This window comes from Vibrio sp. TRT 17S01 (assembly GCF_050113695.1).
Lineage (GTDB): Bacteria > Pseudomonadota > Gammaproteobacteria > Enterobacterales > Vibrionaceae > Vibrio.
Genome location: NZ_JBNJOG010000003.1, coordinates 393,056 through 408,182, shown reverse-complemented (window position 1 = coordinate 408,182; position 15,127 = coordinate 393,056). Strand labels below are relative to the sequence as shown.

Annotated in this window: 16 protein-coding genes; 9 read left to right on the top strand and 7 right to left on the bottom strand. The window is 41.6% G+C overall.

Annotated elements, in window-relative coordinates:
• Positions 1–36 precede the first annotated feature (36 nt).
• From fruA to fruB, 3 genes are read right to left on the bottom strand one after another with little or no spacing between them, the layout of a single operon-like run.
• Complete coding sequence (fruA, locus tag ACQEXS_RS07445) at positions 37–1,767, bottom strand: PTS fructose transporter subunit IIBC (RefSeq protein WP_427013351.1); 1,731 nt, start codon at positions 1,765–1,767, stop codon at positions 37–39.
• Between the two features lie 31 nt (positions 1,768–1,798).
• A complete protein-coding gene (gene pfkB / locus ACQEXS_RS07440) occupies positions 1,799–2,737 on the bottom strand; it encodes a 1-phosphofructokinase (protein ID WP_427013350.1) in 939 nt (312 codons plus the stop codon).
• A gap of 10 nt (positions 2,738–2,747) precedes the next feature.
• Complete coding sequence (gene fruB / locus ACQEXS_RS07435) at positions 2,748–3,899, bottom strand: fused PTS fructose transporter subunit IIA/HPr protein (protein ID WP_427013349.1); 1,152 nt, start codon at positions 3,897–3,899, stop codon at positions 2,748–2,750.
• 249 nt (positions 3,900–4,148) lie between these two features.
• Here fruB and cra point away from each other — a divergent pair, with 249 nt between their 5' ends.
• The gene (gene cra, locus ACQEXS_RS07430; RefSeq protein ID WP_367989911.1) at positions 4,149–5,141 is read left to right on the top strand and encodes a catabolite repressor/activator; all 993 of its coding nucleotides are present in this window, start codon (positions 4,149–4,151) and stop codon (positions 5,139–5,141) included.
• A 12-nt stretch (positions 5,142–5,153) separates the two neighbouring features.
• Here the strand turns inward: cra and ACQEXS_RS07425 are convergent, their stop codons facing one another.
• Complete coding sequence (locus ACQEXS_RS07425) at positions 5,154–5,696, bottom strand: hypothetical protein (protein WP_367989910.1); 543 nt, start codon at positions 5,694–5,696, stop codon at positions 5,154–5,156.
• Between the two features lie 72 nt (positions 5,697–5,768).
• The gene (locus tag ACQEXS_RS07420) at positions 5,769–6,137 is read right to left on the bottom strand and encodes a YgiW/YdeI family stress tolerance OB fold protein (RefSeq protein ID WP_427013348.1); all 369 of its coding nucleotides are present in this window, start codon (positions 6,135–6,137) and stop codon (positions 5,769–5,771) included.
• Positions 6,138–6,298: 161 nt separating this feature from the next.
• Here ACQEXS_RS07420 and ACQEXS_RS07415 point away from each other — a divergent pair, with 161 nt between their 5' ends.
• From ACQEXS_RS07415 to modC, 4 genes are read left to right on the top strand one after another with little or no spacing between them, the layout of a single operon-like run.
• Complete coding sequence (locus ACQEXS_RS07415) at positions 6,299–7,768, top strand: cobyric acid synthase (RefSeq protein ID WP_427013347.1); 1,470 nt, start codon at positions 6,299–6,301, stop codon at positions 7,766–7,768.
• A complete protein-coding gene (modA, locus tag ACQEXS_RS07410) occupies positions 7,758–8,507 on the top strand; it encodes a molybdate ABC transporter substrate-binding protein (protein ID WP_427013346.1) in 750 nt (249 codons plus the stop codon). The genes ACQEXS_RS07415 and modA overlap by 11 nt, the downstream gene beginning before the upstream one ends.
• An 8-nt stretch (positions 8,508–8,515) precedes the next feature.
• A complete protein-coding gene (gene modB, locus ACQEXS_RS07405; RefSeq protein WP_427013400.1) occupies positions 8,516–9,205 on the top strand; it encodes a molybdate ABC transporter permease subunit in 690 nt (229 codons plus the stop codon).
• A gap of 2 nt (positions 9,206–9,207) precedes the next feature.
• Positions 9,208–10,314, top strand: coding sequence for a molybdenum ABC transporter ATP-binding protein ModC (gene modC, locus ACQEXS_RS07400; RefSeq protein ID WP_427013345.1), 1,107 nt, complete (start codon positions 9,208–9,210; stop codon positions 10,312–10,314).
• A 27-nt stretch (positions 10,315–10,341) separates the two neighbouring features.
• On the opposite strand, the gene ACQEXS_RS07395 is transcribed toward modC, so the two are convergent.
• A complete protein-coding gene (locus ACQEXS_RS07395) occupies positions 10,342–10,779 on the bottom strand; it encodes a DUF3069 domain-containing protein (RefSeq protein WP_367989905.1) in 438 nt (145 codons plus the stop codon).
• 155 nt (positions 10,780–10,934) lie between these two features.
• On the opposite strand from ACQEXS_RS07395, the gene ACQEXS_RS07390 reads away from it, so the two are divergent.
• On the top strand, positions 10,935–11,906 hold the full coding sequence (locus ACQEXS_RS07390) for a GGDEF domain-containing response regulator (protein WP_427013344.1): 972 nt from the start codon (positions 10,935–10,937) through the stop codon (positions 11,904–11,906).
• Between the two features lie 85 nt (positions 11,907–11,991).
• On the top strand, positions 11,992–12,975 hold the full coding sequence (locus ACQEXS_RS07385) for a Solitary outer membrane autotransporter beta-barrel domain (RefSeq protein ID WP_427013343.1): 984 nt from the start codon (positions 11,992–11,994) through the stop codon (positions 12,973–12,975).
• Here ACQEXS_RS07385 and ACQEXS_RS07380 read toward each other — a convergent pair.
• Positions 12,955–14,229 (bottom strand): GGDEF domain-containing protein, encoded by a 1,275-nt coding sequence (locus tag ACQEXS_RS07380; RefSeq protein WP_427009542.1) that lies wholly within the window; start codon positions 14,227–14,229, stop codon positions 12,955–12,957. The two genes, ACQEXS_RS07385 and ACQEXS_RS07380, sit on opposite strands and share 21 nt — an antisense overlap.
• A 225-nt stretch (positions 14,230–14,454) precedes the next feature.
• On the opposite strand from ACQEXS_RS07380, the gene ACQEXS_RS07375 reads away from it, so the two are divergent.
• Positions 14,455–14,832, top strand: coding sequence for a late competence development ComFB family protein (locus tag ACQEXS_RS07375; RefSeq protein ID WP_367989901.1), 378 nt, complete (start codon positions 14,455–14,457; stop codon positions 14,830–14,832).
• Between the two features lie 3 nt (positions 14,833–14,835).
• Positions 14,836–15,114, top strand: coding sequence for an HlyU family transcriptional regulator (locus ACQEXS_RS07370; protein ID WP_427009543.1), 279 nt, complete (start codon positions 14,836–14,838; stop codon positions 15,112–15,114).
• Positions 15,115–15,127 lie beyond the last annotated feature (13 nt).

The window sequence follows — 15,127 nt, the reverse complement described above, 5'->3', positions numbered from 1 at the left end:
AAATTGTGATACCCATCAATCAAAAGTTTAGTCTTGCTATTGTGTGGCAACTGAAGTCTTTTGCCCATCACGTGCTTTGATAAATGCGTAACCAAACCCTGTTACGGCGGTACCGACTGCGATAGCGACTAGGTACATAAACACAGGCGTGATCGCGTTTGGAATAAGTAACACAAATAATCCACCATGAGGAGCCATGAGTTTAGCGCCAATAAGCATGGATAACGCACCGGTGATCGCACCACCTAGCATACAAGCGGGAATGACACGCATTGGATCTTTTGCCGCAAAAGGAATCGCACCTTCAGAGATAAAGCACAACCCAAGGACAAACGATGCTTTTCCAGCTTCACGCTCACCAGCATCAAATTTGCTCTTCGCTAAGAATGTAGCAAGCCCCATCCCTAATGCTGGAACCATACCCGCAGCCATAATTGCAGCCATTGGAGCATAGGTTTGTGATGCGAGTAAACCTACGCCAAATGTATAGGCGGCTTTATTCACTGGGCCACCTAAGTCGAAGCACATCATCGCGCCTAAGATAACACCGAGTAGTACTGCATTAGCGGAACCCATATTGTTCAAAAACTCAGTCATCGCACTCATGATGCTTGAAACTGGGCCACCAACAATATAAATCATCACCAAACCGGTAAACAAACTGGCAACAAATGGGATAATTAGGATTGGTTTTAATGCTTCCATTGATTGTGGCAAGCTGACCTTGTTCGCAATAAACTTAGCTGAGTAACCTGCAATAAAACCTGCAGCAATGCCGCCTAAGAAACCTGCGCCGGTAGAGCTTGCCAGCATACCACCAATCAAACCTGGTGCTAAACCGGGGCGGTCAGCGATAGAAAAGGCGATAAATCCTGCAAGGACAGGGATCATGAGTGCAAAGGCTGAACCGCCACCAATTGTCATCAGTGCTGCCGCTAATGTACCTTCTTCTTTAAACGCTTCAATGCCAAATACGAAAGACAGGGCAATGATCAAACCACCTGCAACAACCACTGGCAACATATGAGAAACACCAGTCATTAAGTGTTTATAAACGCCTTTCTTTTCTTCTACGGATGATTCAGTCGCGGAATTGTTGGATTGATAAACAGTCGCCATTTCGAAGGCTTTATCCATTTCCTCTGCCGTTTTCTTAAGAGCAGGACCGGTTTGAGTTCTATACAGTTTTTTACCTGAAAAACGCTCCAGTGGTACGTCAATATCTGCGGCTACAATGACGATATCGGCTTGCTCGATATCTTGTTCAGTCAACTGGTTTTTGGCACCGACAGAGCCACGTGTTTCTACTTTAATATTGTGGCCGCGACGTTGACCTTCTTCCAGCAACGCTTCTGCAGCCATAAATGTGTGAGCAACACCAGTCGGACAAGCGGTAATAGCGATGATATTTTTTTTATCATTCGTCAACTTGTTCGTTTCTGTTGCATGCACTTGTTCAAGTACTTCAGCTTTAGATACGGCGGTTTTAAGCAGTCCTTTAGGATCGTCAATGCATTGTTGTATTGTTGCACGATAGACTTGCTTACCAATAAAACGAGTCTCGTCAACATCTGTGCTAGCAACAATAAGCACAATATCCGATTGTTCTATCTGTTCATTCGTTAAGATCTGATTGTCAACGACACTTGACTGACATTCTATATGTGCTTGCCAGTTAAGCTCCTTTGCTGCTTTTTCCATTAACCCCGCAGTGATGATGCTATTCGCCACACCGCTAGGGCACGCTGTGATAATCGCAATATTCATATATCTCGACCTTTTGTCCATGTACTTGTGATTAAGAAAGCCTTCTGATGTTTATCTTATTTTGTAGGTTTTCTACTTGATTTATATTGTTTACTCCCACTCCAACTTGAGTTACGGCTAGGGCGGATAACGCCGTAGCAAAAGAGAGTAGGTTTGATTTTTCCATTGCTTGCATATGTCCCCAACACAGTCCGGCAACAAGGGTATCTCCTGCGCCAACAGTACTAACAACATCCATCTTTGGAGGCGTCGCTGCGTACCATTCGTTATCATGGAGCCACATAACACCTTTTGCTCCCATTGAAATTACAATGTTATCTATGTCCTTATCTGCGAGTTGCTTTGCCGCAGATTGACAGTCAGCCTCATTATTTACAGGAGTATTTAAGAGCTGAGATAGCTCTTCATCGTTTGGCTTGATCAACCAAGGAGAAGCGTCTAATCCCACTTTTAGAGCATCACGGCTGGAGTCAAAGAGCACCTTTTTGCCTTTAGCGTTTAGTGTTTTAATCCATTTTGCACAGCGCTCAGGGGAGAGGCCGTTGGGTAAGCTTCCCGCAAAGACAAAATAATCGTGGTTTTGGCTGAGTTCTTCTAACACTGATTCAAATAAAGCGATGTCTGATTCATTGACCGTAATACCAGGGAAATTGATGTCACTAACAGTGCCATTGGACTCAACCAATTTAACGTTAATTCGAGTGGCGCCTTTGACTTGAACAAAACGATCAGTCGCACCGATAGTACCGAAAAGATATTGGAACATTTCAGGGTTGTCAGCGCCTAAAAAGCCGGTCACTGTGACTTGTGCGCCCAAATCGGATAATACCTTTGCAACATTGACCCCTTTGCCAGCAGCGTGGAGGTTACTGCTGTTTACAAGACTGACCGAGCCTTGATTTAACACATCAAGTGAACCTGTCAAATCTAAGGCAGGGTTTAATGTGATGGTGACTACTTTATTTGTCATTGCATTCACCTCAACCTTCACCTAAGCCAGAATTGATGGCTTGCCCAATTGCGCTGATGGCTTGTTCGGCATCATTACCACTCGCGATGAACTCAAGTTCATGGCCTTGCTTAACGCCAAGTGCGATTACTTTCATTAGGCTCTTTGCGTTTACAAAATGATTACCATCTGATGTGATATTGCTAACGGTAATTGCAGAATCAAACTTTTTAGCTTCGGCCACGAGCATCGCGCCTGGGCGTGCATGTAATCCGTGTGCATTTTTGATTTTAAATGTGGCTTTAATTGTGTCTAACTCATTTATTTCTTGGGCATTGGACGGTGTCTCATTAGAACTCACAAAAGAGAGGACCTTTTCTTTATCTCCTAACATCAACTCTTCTTGACGGTTGCTTTGAACCAAGTCGGTAAGAGTGGAAAGTAGTTGGGTATGAGAATGGTCACAAGCTGCAATAGCAAGTAATCCAGTGACATGTTTACTATCAAAAGTACAAGGCTCGGAAGTGGTGACCAACGCACATTTTGTCTGAATCACACCTTCATTTGAGGTGACTAACCAAAGTCCTTTACCTAAGTGAGTAGGGCGTTTATCCATAATGTTGCTAATAAATGAATTTTCTACCGCGCCTTTGTTTTTCAGCAAACCACCAGCAGTTGCAACAATTTGAATCCACTGTGTAGCAGGGAAACCAAGTTGGATTAAGTCACCATCCATGATTTCACAAGTAGTTGATGAATCTCCGTTGAGCAAGTTGAGAATGGTTTGTTCATCTTTTGCATGTTTGAGAGTGTGCTCTACACCATCTGCCGATAACACTTTGGTTAATTGTTTTAAAATTTCTAAGTGTTCATCTGATTTTGCAGCAATACCAATTGCCAAATAAACCGTATTACCATCTCCCCAATCAATACCTTGAGGAAATTGCTGGATAGTTACTCCAGTTTGAATAACAAGATCTCGTGTTTGAGTTGTACCGTGAGGAATTGCAATGCCATTACCTAAATAGGTTGAATTTTGGCTTTCACGTTCTTGCATACCTTCGACATAACCTGATGCAACAAATCCACGACTCTGAAGTTGCTCGGCAAGGGCGTCGATGGCTTTAAACTTGTCGTTATAATTTAAGTTTAGAGTGATATCGTTTTGGGAAAGTTTGAGCATAAGTGCCTCTAAATCATTCGTTATCTATTGCATATTTTAATTTGCTTAATCGATTCAGCATTATGGTGTGTTGTTTGTTTTTACACCGAAGTGAAATGATAACTGATAAGTAAACTCTATCTATCTCACAAAATACATTTTGCTGAATCCTTTCAGCTTTTATGCTGAAACGTTTCAGCTTATAATGCAAATATTCACAAGATCCTTGTGATGGATTTTTGATCCGAAGCACAGTTCAAGGCAGGAAATATGACACTAGATGAAGTTGCGAAATTAGCCGGTGTATCTAAAACAACCGCTAGTTACGTAATCAATGGCAAAGCGCAAAAGTATCGTATTAGTGCTAAAACCCAAGCGAAAGTGATGGATGTGGTTAATGCTCACAATTATCGTCCGGATCTTGCAGCAAGCACATTAAGAGCAGGGAATAGCCGATCTTTTGGCCTAATTATTCCCGATTTAGAAAATACGAGTTATGCCAAGTTAGCAAAGTTGCTGGAGCATAGTTCTCGCGCGGCAGGTTATCAAATTTTAATCGGTTGTTCTGACGATAATCCAGAAATAGAAAAATCGGTTGTACAAGCATTAGTGAGCAGAAAAGTTGATGCATTGTTTGTCGCAAGCTGCATTGTTGAAGCAAGTGAATTTTACTTAAAATTGCAAGAGAGTGGCACTCCGGTGATCGCAATTGACCGACCTTTGGATGATGAACACTTTGCTTGCGTGATTAGTGAGGATTTTTCTGCTGCTCATGATCTCACGTGCTCAATTCTAAGTGACAATGTCACATCTATTGGTTTGATCGGTGCTTTACCTGAGCTTAATGTATCCAGAGAACGTGAGATGGGCTTTGTGTCTGCGGCTAAGGGGAGGCGCGTTGCTTATCAGTTGGCCTATGGAGAACATTTCAATAGAGAAGATGGGGCAAAGTTAATCAGAGAATGGGTTATAAATGAGAATCTTCCTGATGCAATAATCACCACGTCGTACACCTTATTAGAAGGGGTATTGGATGTTTTGCTTGAAAAACCAGAACTTATGCACCGTTTAAAACTCGCAACATTTGGTGATAACCGATTATTGGATTTCCTTCCTATACGCATCAATTCGTTACCACAGCAATTCGAAATTATTGCAGACAGTGCGTTAGAACTAGGGCTTAACGCATCGGCTAAGCGATATAAATCTGGGGTTGAGTTGGTACCAAGGCGGCTGGTAGTAAGAGAAAAAATGCCCGATTAAACCGGGCATTTGTTAATATTGAAAGCGAACGGACATGGTCGCTTGGGGACCATACAAACCGTTATTTCGGGTTTCAGCAGAGAGTGATAGTTGGTCTGTCGAGTGGAAGCGCACACCTGCGTGGAATACTGATGCATCATCATTTCGGCCAATACGACCTGTAGCTTCAATTTGCTCCGCAATCCAAACGCGCAGCCCAATATTAAATTCAGCTTGAGTATCTGAACCACCGCCAGATTCTTTCGTGTATTTCACATTGTGAATGAGAAGTTGACCATAGACGTCAGCAAATTGATTAATTGGGCCGTTAAAACCAATTCCGGCAGCCAAATCATAGTCTTTATCAAATTGGGTATCAAAGCGAGCGACTACATGGGAGTTTTCGGTCAGAAACATGCTTCCTTCAACGCCGCTCATTTGCGGGTTTACTGCAGTACGGACTTCAAAGTAGTTGTAATTAAAATTATTTGCTTGCGCATGACCAGCCATTGTACACGCAGCTAACAAGCTCAATAGATGACGTTTTTTCAAAACTAGTACTCCGACTAATAACATTATTTTGACTCTTCGTAATATAAAGCAATATTTAAGCCATAAATGTTAGTAGCCGGAATGTAAGTTTATGAATTATAAAACTTGTAGGCGATCTACTTCGATTTCGGGTGTGTTTCCACCTTCATATTCGCCATAAAGTCTAAGTTTTGTTGTGTTGTCGATGACTGTGTTTAAGCTGATATCGTCATCAATTTCAATTTGTACTTCACCTTTACCATCAGTAAAAATAAATTTATCCGCACTAATTTGACGAATTACGTGACCTTCGACAACCACGTTCTTCTCGGTAAACATGCCGGTGTCTTGAAGTAATTTGTCGATAGAGGTTACCTCAACAGGTCCATTGAATTGGATTCCTTGGTTGTTCTTATCATTGTGAGCAAATGCTGCAGTTGAAAGTGCAAGAGTTGTTGCTGCTAATGCGATTGTTGTCTTTTTCATTTTCTATCCTTTAATCATGTTTGTTTGTCTACGAAACGCATTAAACAACATCGCAATTGAACCAAGCCTGATTGGTGCATTCATATTCGATTCATTTGGTTGAGTCTAGGCCATTAATAACGATATCATTGGTCATTATTTAATAAGACAATCAATTAGCTATGCAGTCACCAACTCGCGCTTTAATGGTGCAAGGAACGACATCAGATGCCGGAAAAAGTGTTCTAGTGGCAGGTTTGTGCCGCGTATTAGCGCGTAAAGGCGTTCGCGTTGCTCCATTTAAGCCTCAGAACATGGCTCTAAATAGTGCTGTAACGCCTTCAGGCGGTGAAATTGGCCGCGCACAAGCTGTTCAAGCACAAGCAGCAAATATTCCCAGTACGGTTCATATGAATCCGGTATTACTCAAACCAAGTACGGATACTGGGTGTCAGGTTATCGTTCAGGGTCAAGCTATCGCAGATATGGCCGCGATAGGGTATCAACACTATAAAGAGCTGGTTTTGCCAAAGGTCGTTGAGTCATTTGAGCTGTTACAGAGCCAGTATGAGTGTGTAATGATTGAGGGAGCGGGTAGCCCCGCTGAAATTAACTTGAGGCAAAATGACATTGCCAACATGGGTTTTGCCGAAAAAACCGATGTGCCAGTCATTATCGTTGCTGATATTGATCGTGGCGGTGTCTTTGCGCATTTAGTAGGGACTCTTGAGCTTCTTTCTCCTTCCGAACAAGACCGAGTTATTGGCTTTGTGATTAATCGCTTTAGGGGCGATCTTTCTTTGCTTAAACCAGGGCTGGATTGGCTTGAGGATAAAACCAAGAAACCAGTTCTTGGTGTATTACCGTATTTGCATGGTTTTGATTTGGAAGCCGAAGATGCAATCAATGCGGAGCAAACAACCAGTAAAAATATAAAGCTGAACGTTGTTATTCCTGTTTTTCCTCGTATTAGCAATCATACCGACTTTGATGCACTAAGACGTAATCCTGATATTGATGTCCGTTACGTTGGTAAAGGTGAAAAGCTCGATAAGGCAGACTTAATCATTTTGCCGGGGACTAAATCTGTGCGAGCTGATTTACAATACCTTAAAGAGCAAGGGTGGCAGCGCGATATTTTGAAGCACTTGCGATTTGGGGGGAAAGTGCTTGGGATCTGTGGTGGTTATCAAATGTTGGGCAACATTATTGATGATCCTAAAGGTGTCGAAGGTGAGCAAGGGCAAAGCGCCGGGCTTGGTTTACTCGATGTCAGCACTATACTCACGCAGAAGAAAGCACTGACGAATGTAAGTGGACAAATGAACCTTTGTGATCAAGTTGTTCCAGTCAGAGGGTATGAAATTCATGTCGGGGAAACTCAAGTTTCCGAAACATCACCGATAACCCTAACTTGCGGTACCGATGAGGGGGCAATTAGTGATTGCAATCAAGTCATGGGTACTTATCTGCATGGTATCCTCGACTCTCCAGAAGCACTTGATTTAATTGCTCAATGGACAGTAGGTAAGACGATCACACACGTTGACCCATTGGAAAGGCAAGAGAATGCAATAAATCAAATTGCGGACGCGATAGAGTCACACATGAAGTTAAATAGATTATGGCCGGAGTTAGGGTTTGAACAATAAAGCAAAAGCCATTTTGGGCATGCTGTCATTATGTTTGGTATCGAATGTTGCGGCAAAAGAGCGGATCACGCTCTACGCTGCGTCGTCCTTAACCAACGTGATCAATGAATTAGTAGAACATTATGAAGAAAGTCATGATGTGGATATTGTTCCTGTTTATGCCGGTTCTTCAGCACTTGCTCGCCAAATTGAACACGGAGCGCCAGCCGATGTGTACATTTCAGCAAACCAAAAGTGGGCAGAGTATCTGATTAAAAAGATGGACATCTCTCAAGCCAATGTCGCGAATTTGGTTTCAAACTCACTTGTGATGATCGCGTCAAACGAACTTAAAATTGACATCAAAAAAGATAACTACACCGAGTGGTTAACGTTACTGGGAGATAATCGACTTGCCATCGGGCAGCCAGACTCAGTACCCGCAGGTATCTATGCGAAACAAGCTCTCCAGAGTATCGGAATGTGGGACGCATTATCGAATAAATTAGCACCCACAAATAATGTTCGAAGCACACTGACTTTAGTCGAACGAAATGAAACGCCGTTAGGTATTGTTTATAAAACCGATGCTAACGTTTCTGATAAAGTACAAATCCTATATGAGTTCCAAGATGGATCTCACGATCCTATCACTTATCCAATGCTGACGCTCAAGCCAACAAAGACGACAACGGAGTTTGCCAACTATTTACTTAGTGAAGAAGCGAAAGATATTTTTATTCAATATGGATTTAACTAGTCATGGATTTGCTAACGGATTATGAATACGAAGCTATCGTACTTAGCTTAAAAGTCGCTTTGTATGCGATTATTTGGCTTATTCCACTCGGAGTTGCATTCGCGTGGCTTCTGGCTAGAAAGAATTTTTTTGGAAAAAGCTTGCTAGATAGCGTTATTCATCTTCCCTTGGTTCTTCCACCAGTTGTTGTTGGGTATTTGCTGCTTATCTCGATGGGACGACAGGGTTATTTAGGGCAGTTGATAAACGATCTTTTTGGCATCAGTTTTAGTTTTAGTTGGAAAGGGGCTGTGCTCGCATGTGTGGTCGTTGCATTACCTTTAATGGTCCGTGCAATACGTCTGAGTTTGGAAAATGTTGACCCTAAACTTGAACAAGCGGCTGCGACATTGGGTGCGTCACCTTTAAAAATATTCTTTACCATTACATTACCACTCACAATTCCGGGAATCATTTCGGGTACGATGCTTTCTTTCGCTCGCAGCTTAGGCGAATTTGGGGCAACCATCAGCTTTGTTTCTAATATTCCAGGTGAGACACAAACCATACCACTAGCGATGTACAGTTTCATTGAAACTCCGGGAGCTGAAGAAGCGACGATGCGGTTATGCATCATTTCTATTTTGATCGCATTAGCATCATTGCTGATTTCCGATTTGCTAGCAAGACGAACCATGCAACGTTTGGGGACAAAGTAATTATGTCAAACATATTGGTCCAATTTACCCAAACATTAGGAGATACGGATTTTTCTGTTGATCTTACGCTTCCACCAACTGGCATTACCGCAATATTTGGTCGTTCAGGTGCAGGTAAAACATCGCTAATCAATGTGATTGCTGGCTTATCTACGCCAGCATCTGGCAAAGTGACTATTTCAGACAAAATCTTATTTTGCTCAACAGATGGTATCAATGTGCCTGTCCACAAAAGAAAAATTGGATACGTTTTTCAGGAATCTCGCCTGTTTCCTCATATGAAGGTAAAGAGCAACTTGCTTTATGGCGCAACAGGCAAAGATGATGTCCATTTTTCGCAAATTACAGCCTTACTTGCGCTTGATAAGTTATTAGATCGGTATCCGATTGAGTTGTCTGGTGGGGAAAAGCAGCGTGTTGCAATTGGTAGAGCGTTATTAACTAAGCCGGAAGTACTGCTGATGGATGAGCCATTAGCATCTTTGGACCTGCCAAGAAAAAGAGAAGTACTGCCTTTTCTTGAAGAGTTGGCGAATACCGTGAATGTTCCCATTTTATACGTCACTCACAGCATGAATGAGATTTTACGTTTGGCCAATCATCTTGTTGTTGTGGAAAAAGGCGAGGTAGTCCAGAGCGGACCAATAGAAAAAGTCTGGTCATCACACGCAATGAGACCGTGGCAATCTTTTTCAGATCAAAGCTCTTTATTTGAAGGCAAAGTGCTCAAACATAGTGAGCGTTATGGCTTATCACTGATTGAGTTAACGACCGATGCGGCTCTTTGGGTTCAAAGAATCAATAATGCGCCTGAAACTAAAGTTCGGCTGCAAGTCAAAGCCAGTGACGTGTCTATTACACTAGTCGAGCCTGAACAAACATCAATACGAAATGTTTTGAAATGTTCGATTCACAGTATCGAGATATTGAGCCATACAGGAAACAAACAAAGTGTCTCTATCGGGCTGGAGCTTGGGCCAAACTGCTATCTTGCTGCCACCATCACCACATGGGCGCTAGAAGAGCTGAGCTTGAAGAAAGGGCAACGTGTCTATGCTCAGGTTAAAGGGGTGAGTGTAACGCAGCGAGATATTGCGTTATCACATTAAAAAAGCCGCTGTGCGCGGCTTTTTTAATTATTTTTCGAAAACGTCAGTAAAGTCACGTTTTAAAATTGGGTCACGACGTGCTTTTTTAATTTGTTTGACCATGTCTTTCACACAATTGTGTAGAACCTGATCGAGCAATGTCGCACGGTATTCTTCTTTCTCTTCTTCTGTCATGCCTTCTGGTAAGTTAAGAGTAGGGAACTCTTCCATTACATTTAAGCCCGCAAATGCCTGACTGACAGAAACCAAGGCGTGGAATTGCTCAAAATTGTCTAGAATATTTTGAGCGCTCTTTGGTAACTCCTCCCAAGATTCTCGTACCGCTTCTTCAGATACTTGGTGAATAGAGGTCACCATTGGGTACATAGATTCATGAACACCATCAAATTCAATTACTTGACGAAGTTCTGGGGAAATGGCTTCTAAGTCCACTTTCTCTTGCTCAGTTTGATTAACGTCAGACATAGTCTCAATCTCATTACTTAAAAACGCTATGCTAAAAAAAATCTGATAAAAGTCAACCTTGCTGGATGATTGCCGAACTCTGGCGTATCCTTAAGATTAAGCAGCTGATTTATCTGATATTGTCAGCAAATATACAATGTTTATGAGGGGTGATCGTGGAGATAACAGGTTCTTCCATGCGGATATTGCTTGTTGATGACGTGCAAATGGAGCGCATGCAACTGGCAATACGCCTTAAACAATTAGGTCATAGCGTTGAAATGGCGGCCTCTGGGAGCGAAGCATTAAAGATATACCCAAACTTTCAACCCGAACTCGTTTTACTTGATATTTCGATGCCTGAAATGGATGGATTCCAAGTATCTAGGGAGATTAGATCACAATACCCAGATTGGGTACCCATTATATTTCTGAGTAGCCATGACGAGCCCACCATGATCGCGAAAGCGATAGAAGCCGGTGGCGACGACTATCTAACAAAACCAGTGGATAAACTCGTACTGAACTCTAAATTGATTGCGATGCAACGTATTGCGTTTATGAGAAGAGAGTTAGACGCAAAAACAGCTCAGTTGGCAAAGCTAAATCAAGAGCTTGAACTATTAGCCAGTGAAGATGGACTGACTAAAATTAAGAATCGAAGATTTATAGATAACAAGATCAGTGAATTGATTTCGATTCATGGACGTCATCAACTTCCAATGAGTCTCATATTGTTAGATGTCGATAACTTCAAGCTTTATAACGATAACTACGGTCATATTGAAGGTGATAAGTGTTTAATCGCGCTAGCGGACATGCTGCAAAAGCTATTTACTCGCAGTGATGAAACTGTTGGACGTTATGGTGGTGAGGAATTTGTTGTTTTGTTAGGCCATACCGATGCGGAGCAAGCGTTAATCGAAGCGAAACGGATACACAAAGCTTTGGATGCTTTAAAACTAAAACATGAATATAGTGCCGCTGCGCAGGTAGTGACGGTGTCACAGGGGGTGTTGAGTTTAACACCAAAAGGTTTCGAGTCTATTGATGAGCTTTATAAACTTGCTGATAACGCGTTGTATGAGGCGAAAAAACAGGGGAAAAACAATTATATGTTCATTGATGGCAATTCGCCTTTAAGATGATTTTTATTGATCAAACGGCGGTTTCCGAGTACTTTACCGCCACACCGAATGTGCGTTTATGCCGATGAATGCTTGTTTTTAGAAGATGTTAATTCAATCTACACGTCCTATATTGGTTACTTTAGTAGCCACTTTTCCTGCACTTTGCCTTGCTAAAGGCAATGACTCGATTCAAAGATATCTAGAGCAGTCTTTCTCAGCTGCGATTGTGATGACCGACAGTGAAGTTTTGACTTTCGGAGTGCATGACTTTGATCCAAACGATTGGTTTAATCTTTCAAACGATAAAATTGGTTCAGAGGAATCTATTCGGCTCAGGCAGCAAATTGCAGTATCAACTCTCCCTTTCACTTTTGAGCTAAGTGACAGTGAGGCTGTCAATAAGCACCGAGTTGTTACCCGACTCTCCGTTTTAGCATCTGCTCAAGATGTTGAAGTAAGACAAGGCGATGAGCAAGATTATCAAGAGCAATTTATCTTGGGTGCATTTAGTGCATATCGCTATCAATACAAACTTGATGAAAGCTGGACTGTGACTCCGGGGTTAGGTGTACATTTACAATACTTTAAGAATAACCACGATTATAAAAGCCAATACTCTCAAGCATTAAAACCTAAATTAGATGGGGTAGTGTTTAATACCGATGCTTGGGCTGTAGCAGCAGAACCTCATATCGAACTAAAATATGATTCTGCTGAAAAGTGGGGAAGTTGGAATGCAACGTCTGCTGCGCACTATTTCTACGGCTATGGCTGGGGTGAAGCAAACTACGGAGATGTTGGTAACCCAGAGGGATGGTATTTAGCTTCAGGTGTTGAAGCGTTTTACGATATCACTCATTGGAAAGAAAGCGTTCAGTCTGTTTATGCCAGTTTTCGCCGTATTGACGTAGGAGGGGACACTGAAACACCAATGGGAACTAATCATTATTACGAAACGTCATTTGGTTGGTTAATGACTCCTCCGTTTAAATCTGATTGGATTGATAATGTCGGAATAGGTTTAAATTTTAACTACGGTAGTGCCCTGATGGGTGGCAGTATCGTTTTATTTTTTAACCAAGAATGAGTCTAAATCTAGCTTGCGGCTGGTGACTACTTTATTTCGGCCTGCTTTTTTTGCCTTATATAATGCTTCATCTGCCGCTTTCATAACTTGCGAAACGTAGTGATGTTCGCTGTTATCCGAGACGCCAATACTGATGGTTACATTCACCACTTCATTCTCTTTTTCCGCAGCTCCCCGTTTCTGGCTTCCCTTTTTGTCACTTTTAGGTCGTGAGTCAGAATTACGTAACACCATATCGTAACTCTCTACGGATTCTCTTAATAACTCTAGGTGTTGTACCGTGTCGTCAACATGTTTTCCACGAAATAGGACCGTGAACTCCTCGCCGCCATAACGATAAACTTTCGCTTTACCACTAATGTCTCGCAATTTACTTGCTACTAGCCTTAACACATCGTCACCTGTGTCATGACCATAAGTATCGTTGAAAGACTTGAAGTGGTCGATATCTAACATAGCAATTGTGTATTTGCGACCAAGAAGTTTGAGATCAGATTCTAGGGCAAGCCGTCCAGGAATGCTGGTTAATCTATCGTTAAAGGCGAGCTCGTAACTGGCCGAAATGACATATACAAGGAGCAGTAGCCCAGCAATTGTGAACATGGTGCTTGAAATGTAGGGCACATGGAAAAAAATGAACGTCACACTAGCAAACATGATTGAGCTGTAAACTACAGCATCTGTAATTCGATTTTGACGCAAAACCAAAATGGCACAACACAAAACTAACCCCACTAAATAAAGAACCAAAATGAATGGTAAGCGCGATATTTCGGGGATAATAAAGAGAAAAGTGTCGTCTATATTTTCAAATCCACCATCATAATAGTGGGTCAAAATCAGATAACACCATGAAATAAATAAAGAGATGGTTACAGTGTAACCTAAATAAGTTTTACTTAAGACGCCCGAATCACTAAGTGGATACACAAGTAGGCAGGCGACAGGTAAAAGAAAAGCCAACAAAGACAACTCAAGCAGTGTTGTGCCGCTAGAAAGAGGGACTTGAAGCCAATTTATAATTATCCAGTACGCGGTAAGCATTGCTGTAGACACCATCGCAATACGGCTTTGTTTGAATGCGTGTCCTAACAAAATAACTGAAACGAACAATACAAATGGTAAGTTTGAAGCAAAATCGATATTTGCTTTCGTTACTGAAATGACGTTACTCATTCCTAAACTGATCAAAGTTAGTAATAATAATGGAAACGACAAACGAAACCAGTTCGACGTGACTAACGAAAAAGACATCTAGTGAGCCTAACCGAATGAGATAATGACAAATTACTTAGCATACTTCTATTTAATGATTTTCCAAGCTTTTTACTAAACTAAAAGTGGAAAATCGGCTTCAAGTATGAGCTACAATGAATAAATGAACAATAAGTATTTGAATTTTTGCTTTCTTGAACAAGTTTATTCATATACTAGATGCTTGATAGTGTGGATTTTGAATTAAAGGTAGGAGTTAGGTGTATGCAAATCAGTGTCGATGTACATAACTATATGGAAACTCTCGTTGGGCAAGTTCTCGCCAAGAAAGAATATGTTGATCAATTTAATAATGAACAGTTGGCAGACCTAGCGTGTTTGGCTCTCAACCAGTTAAGGCCTGTATACATACGTCACGATATTGACTTCTTATCTGCGTTGCCTGAAAAACGCTTGGTAACCTTAAAGCAGGCAGCAGTTGATGCAATAGAGTCTGCAAAGTCGATGGTTATTGATGATAGGCGCCTAAAGAGAAATGATGAAGTTCCCGTTGTGTTTTATCGTCCTGGGTATGATGACAATGCGGAATTGGAGTGGTTTGAGAAACCACTTATTCAAACCAAACACGGCAAGAAGGAGTGAGACGTGGGGCTGTTTTCTCGTCTATTTGGTGGTTCAAAACCACAAACAATAAAAGAAGTAGAACCTGTAGAATATAAAGGTTTTTTGATTTATGCCGAGGCAATGGCTGAAAATGGTCAGTTTCGTATTGCTGGTAGAATTACACAACAAATCAATGATGAAACAAAAACTCATCGATTTATACGGTCTGATGTGCTGTCGAACGAAAATGATGCCAATGAATTTATGCTAAAGAAAGCCCAAATGTTCATTGATCAAATGAACGGTAAAATTTTTGATTAGAAATGCACCAACT

Bases quoted from the DNA above. Each gene is read 5' to 3' on its own strand.
- fruA (WP_427013351.1), bottom strand. From the start codon at position 1,767: ATGAATATTGCGATTATCACAGCGTGCCCTAGCGGTGTGGCGAATAGC.
- pfkB (WP_427013350.1), bottom strand. From the start codon at position 2,737: ATGACAAATAAAGTAGTCACCATCACATTAAACCCTGCCTTAGATTTG.
- fruB (WP_427013349.1), bottom strand. From the start codon at position 3,899: ATGCTCAAACTTTCCCAAAACGATATCACTCTAAACTTAAATTATAAC.
- cra (WP_367989911.1), top strand. From the start codon at position 4,149: ATGACACTAGATGAAGTTGCGAAATTAGCCGGTGTATCTAAAACAACC.
- ACQEXS_RS07425 (WP_367989910.1), bottom strand. From the start codon at position 5,696: ATGTTATTAGTCGGAGTACTAGTTTTGAAAAAACGTCATCTATTGAGC.
- ACQEXS_RS07420 (WP_427013348.1), bottom strand. From the start codon at position 6,137: ATGAAAAAGACAACAATCGCATTAGCAGCAACAACTCTTGCACTTTCA.
- ACQEXS_RS07415 (WP_427013347.1), top strand. From the start codon at position 6,299: ATGCAGTCACCAACTCGCGCTTTAATGGTGCAAGGAACGACATCAGAT.
- modC (WP_427013345.1), top strand. From the start codon at position 9,208: ATGTCAAACATATTGGTCCAATTTACCCAAACATTAGGAGATACGGAT.
- ACQEXS_RS07395 (WP_367989905.1), bottom strand. From the start codon at position 10,779: ATGTCTGACGTTAATCAAACTGAGCAAGAGAAAGTGGACTTAGAAGCC.
- ACQEXS_RS07385 (WP_427013343.1), top strand. From the start codon at position 11,992: ATGTTAATTCAATCTACACGTCCTATATTGGTTACTTTAGTAGCCACT.
- ACQEXS_RS07380 (WP_427009542.1), bottom strand. From the start codon at position 14,229: ATGTCTTTTTCGTTAGTCACGTCGAACTGGTTTCGTTTGTCGTTTCCA.
- ACQEXS_RS07375 (WP_367989901.1), top strand. From the start codon at position 14,455: ATGCAAATCAGTGTCGATGTACATAACTATATGGAAACTCTCGTTGGG.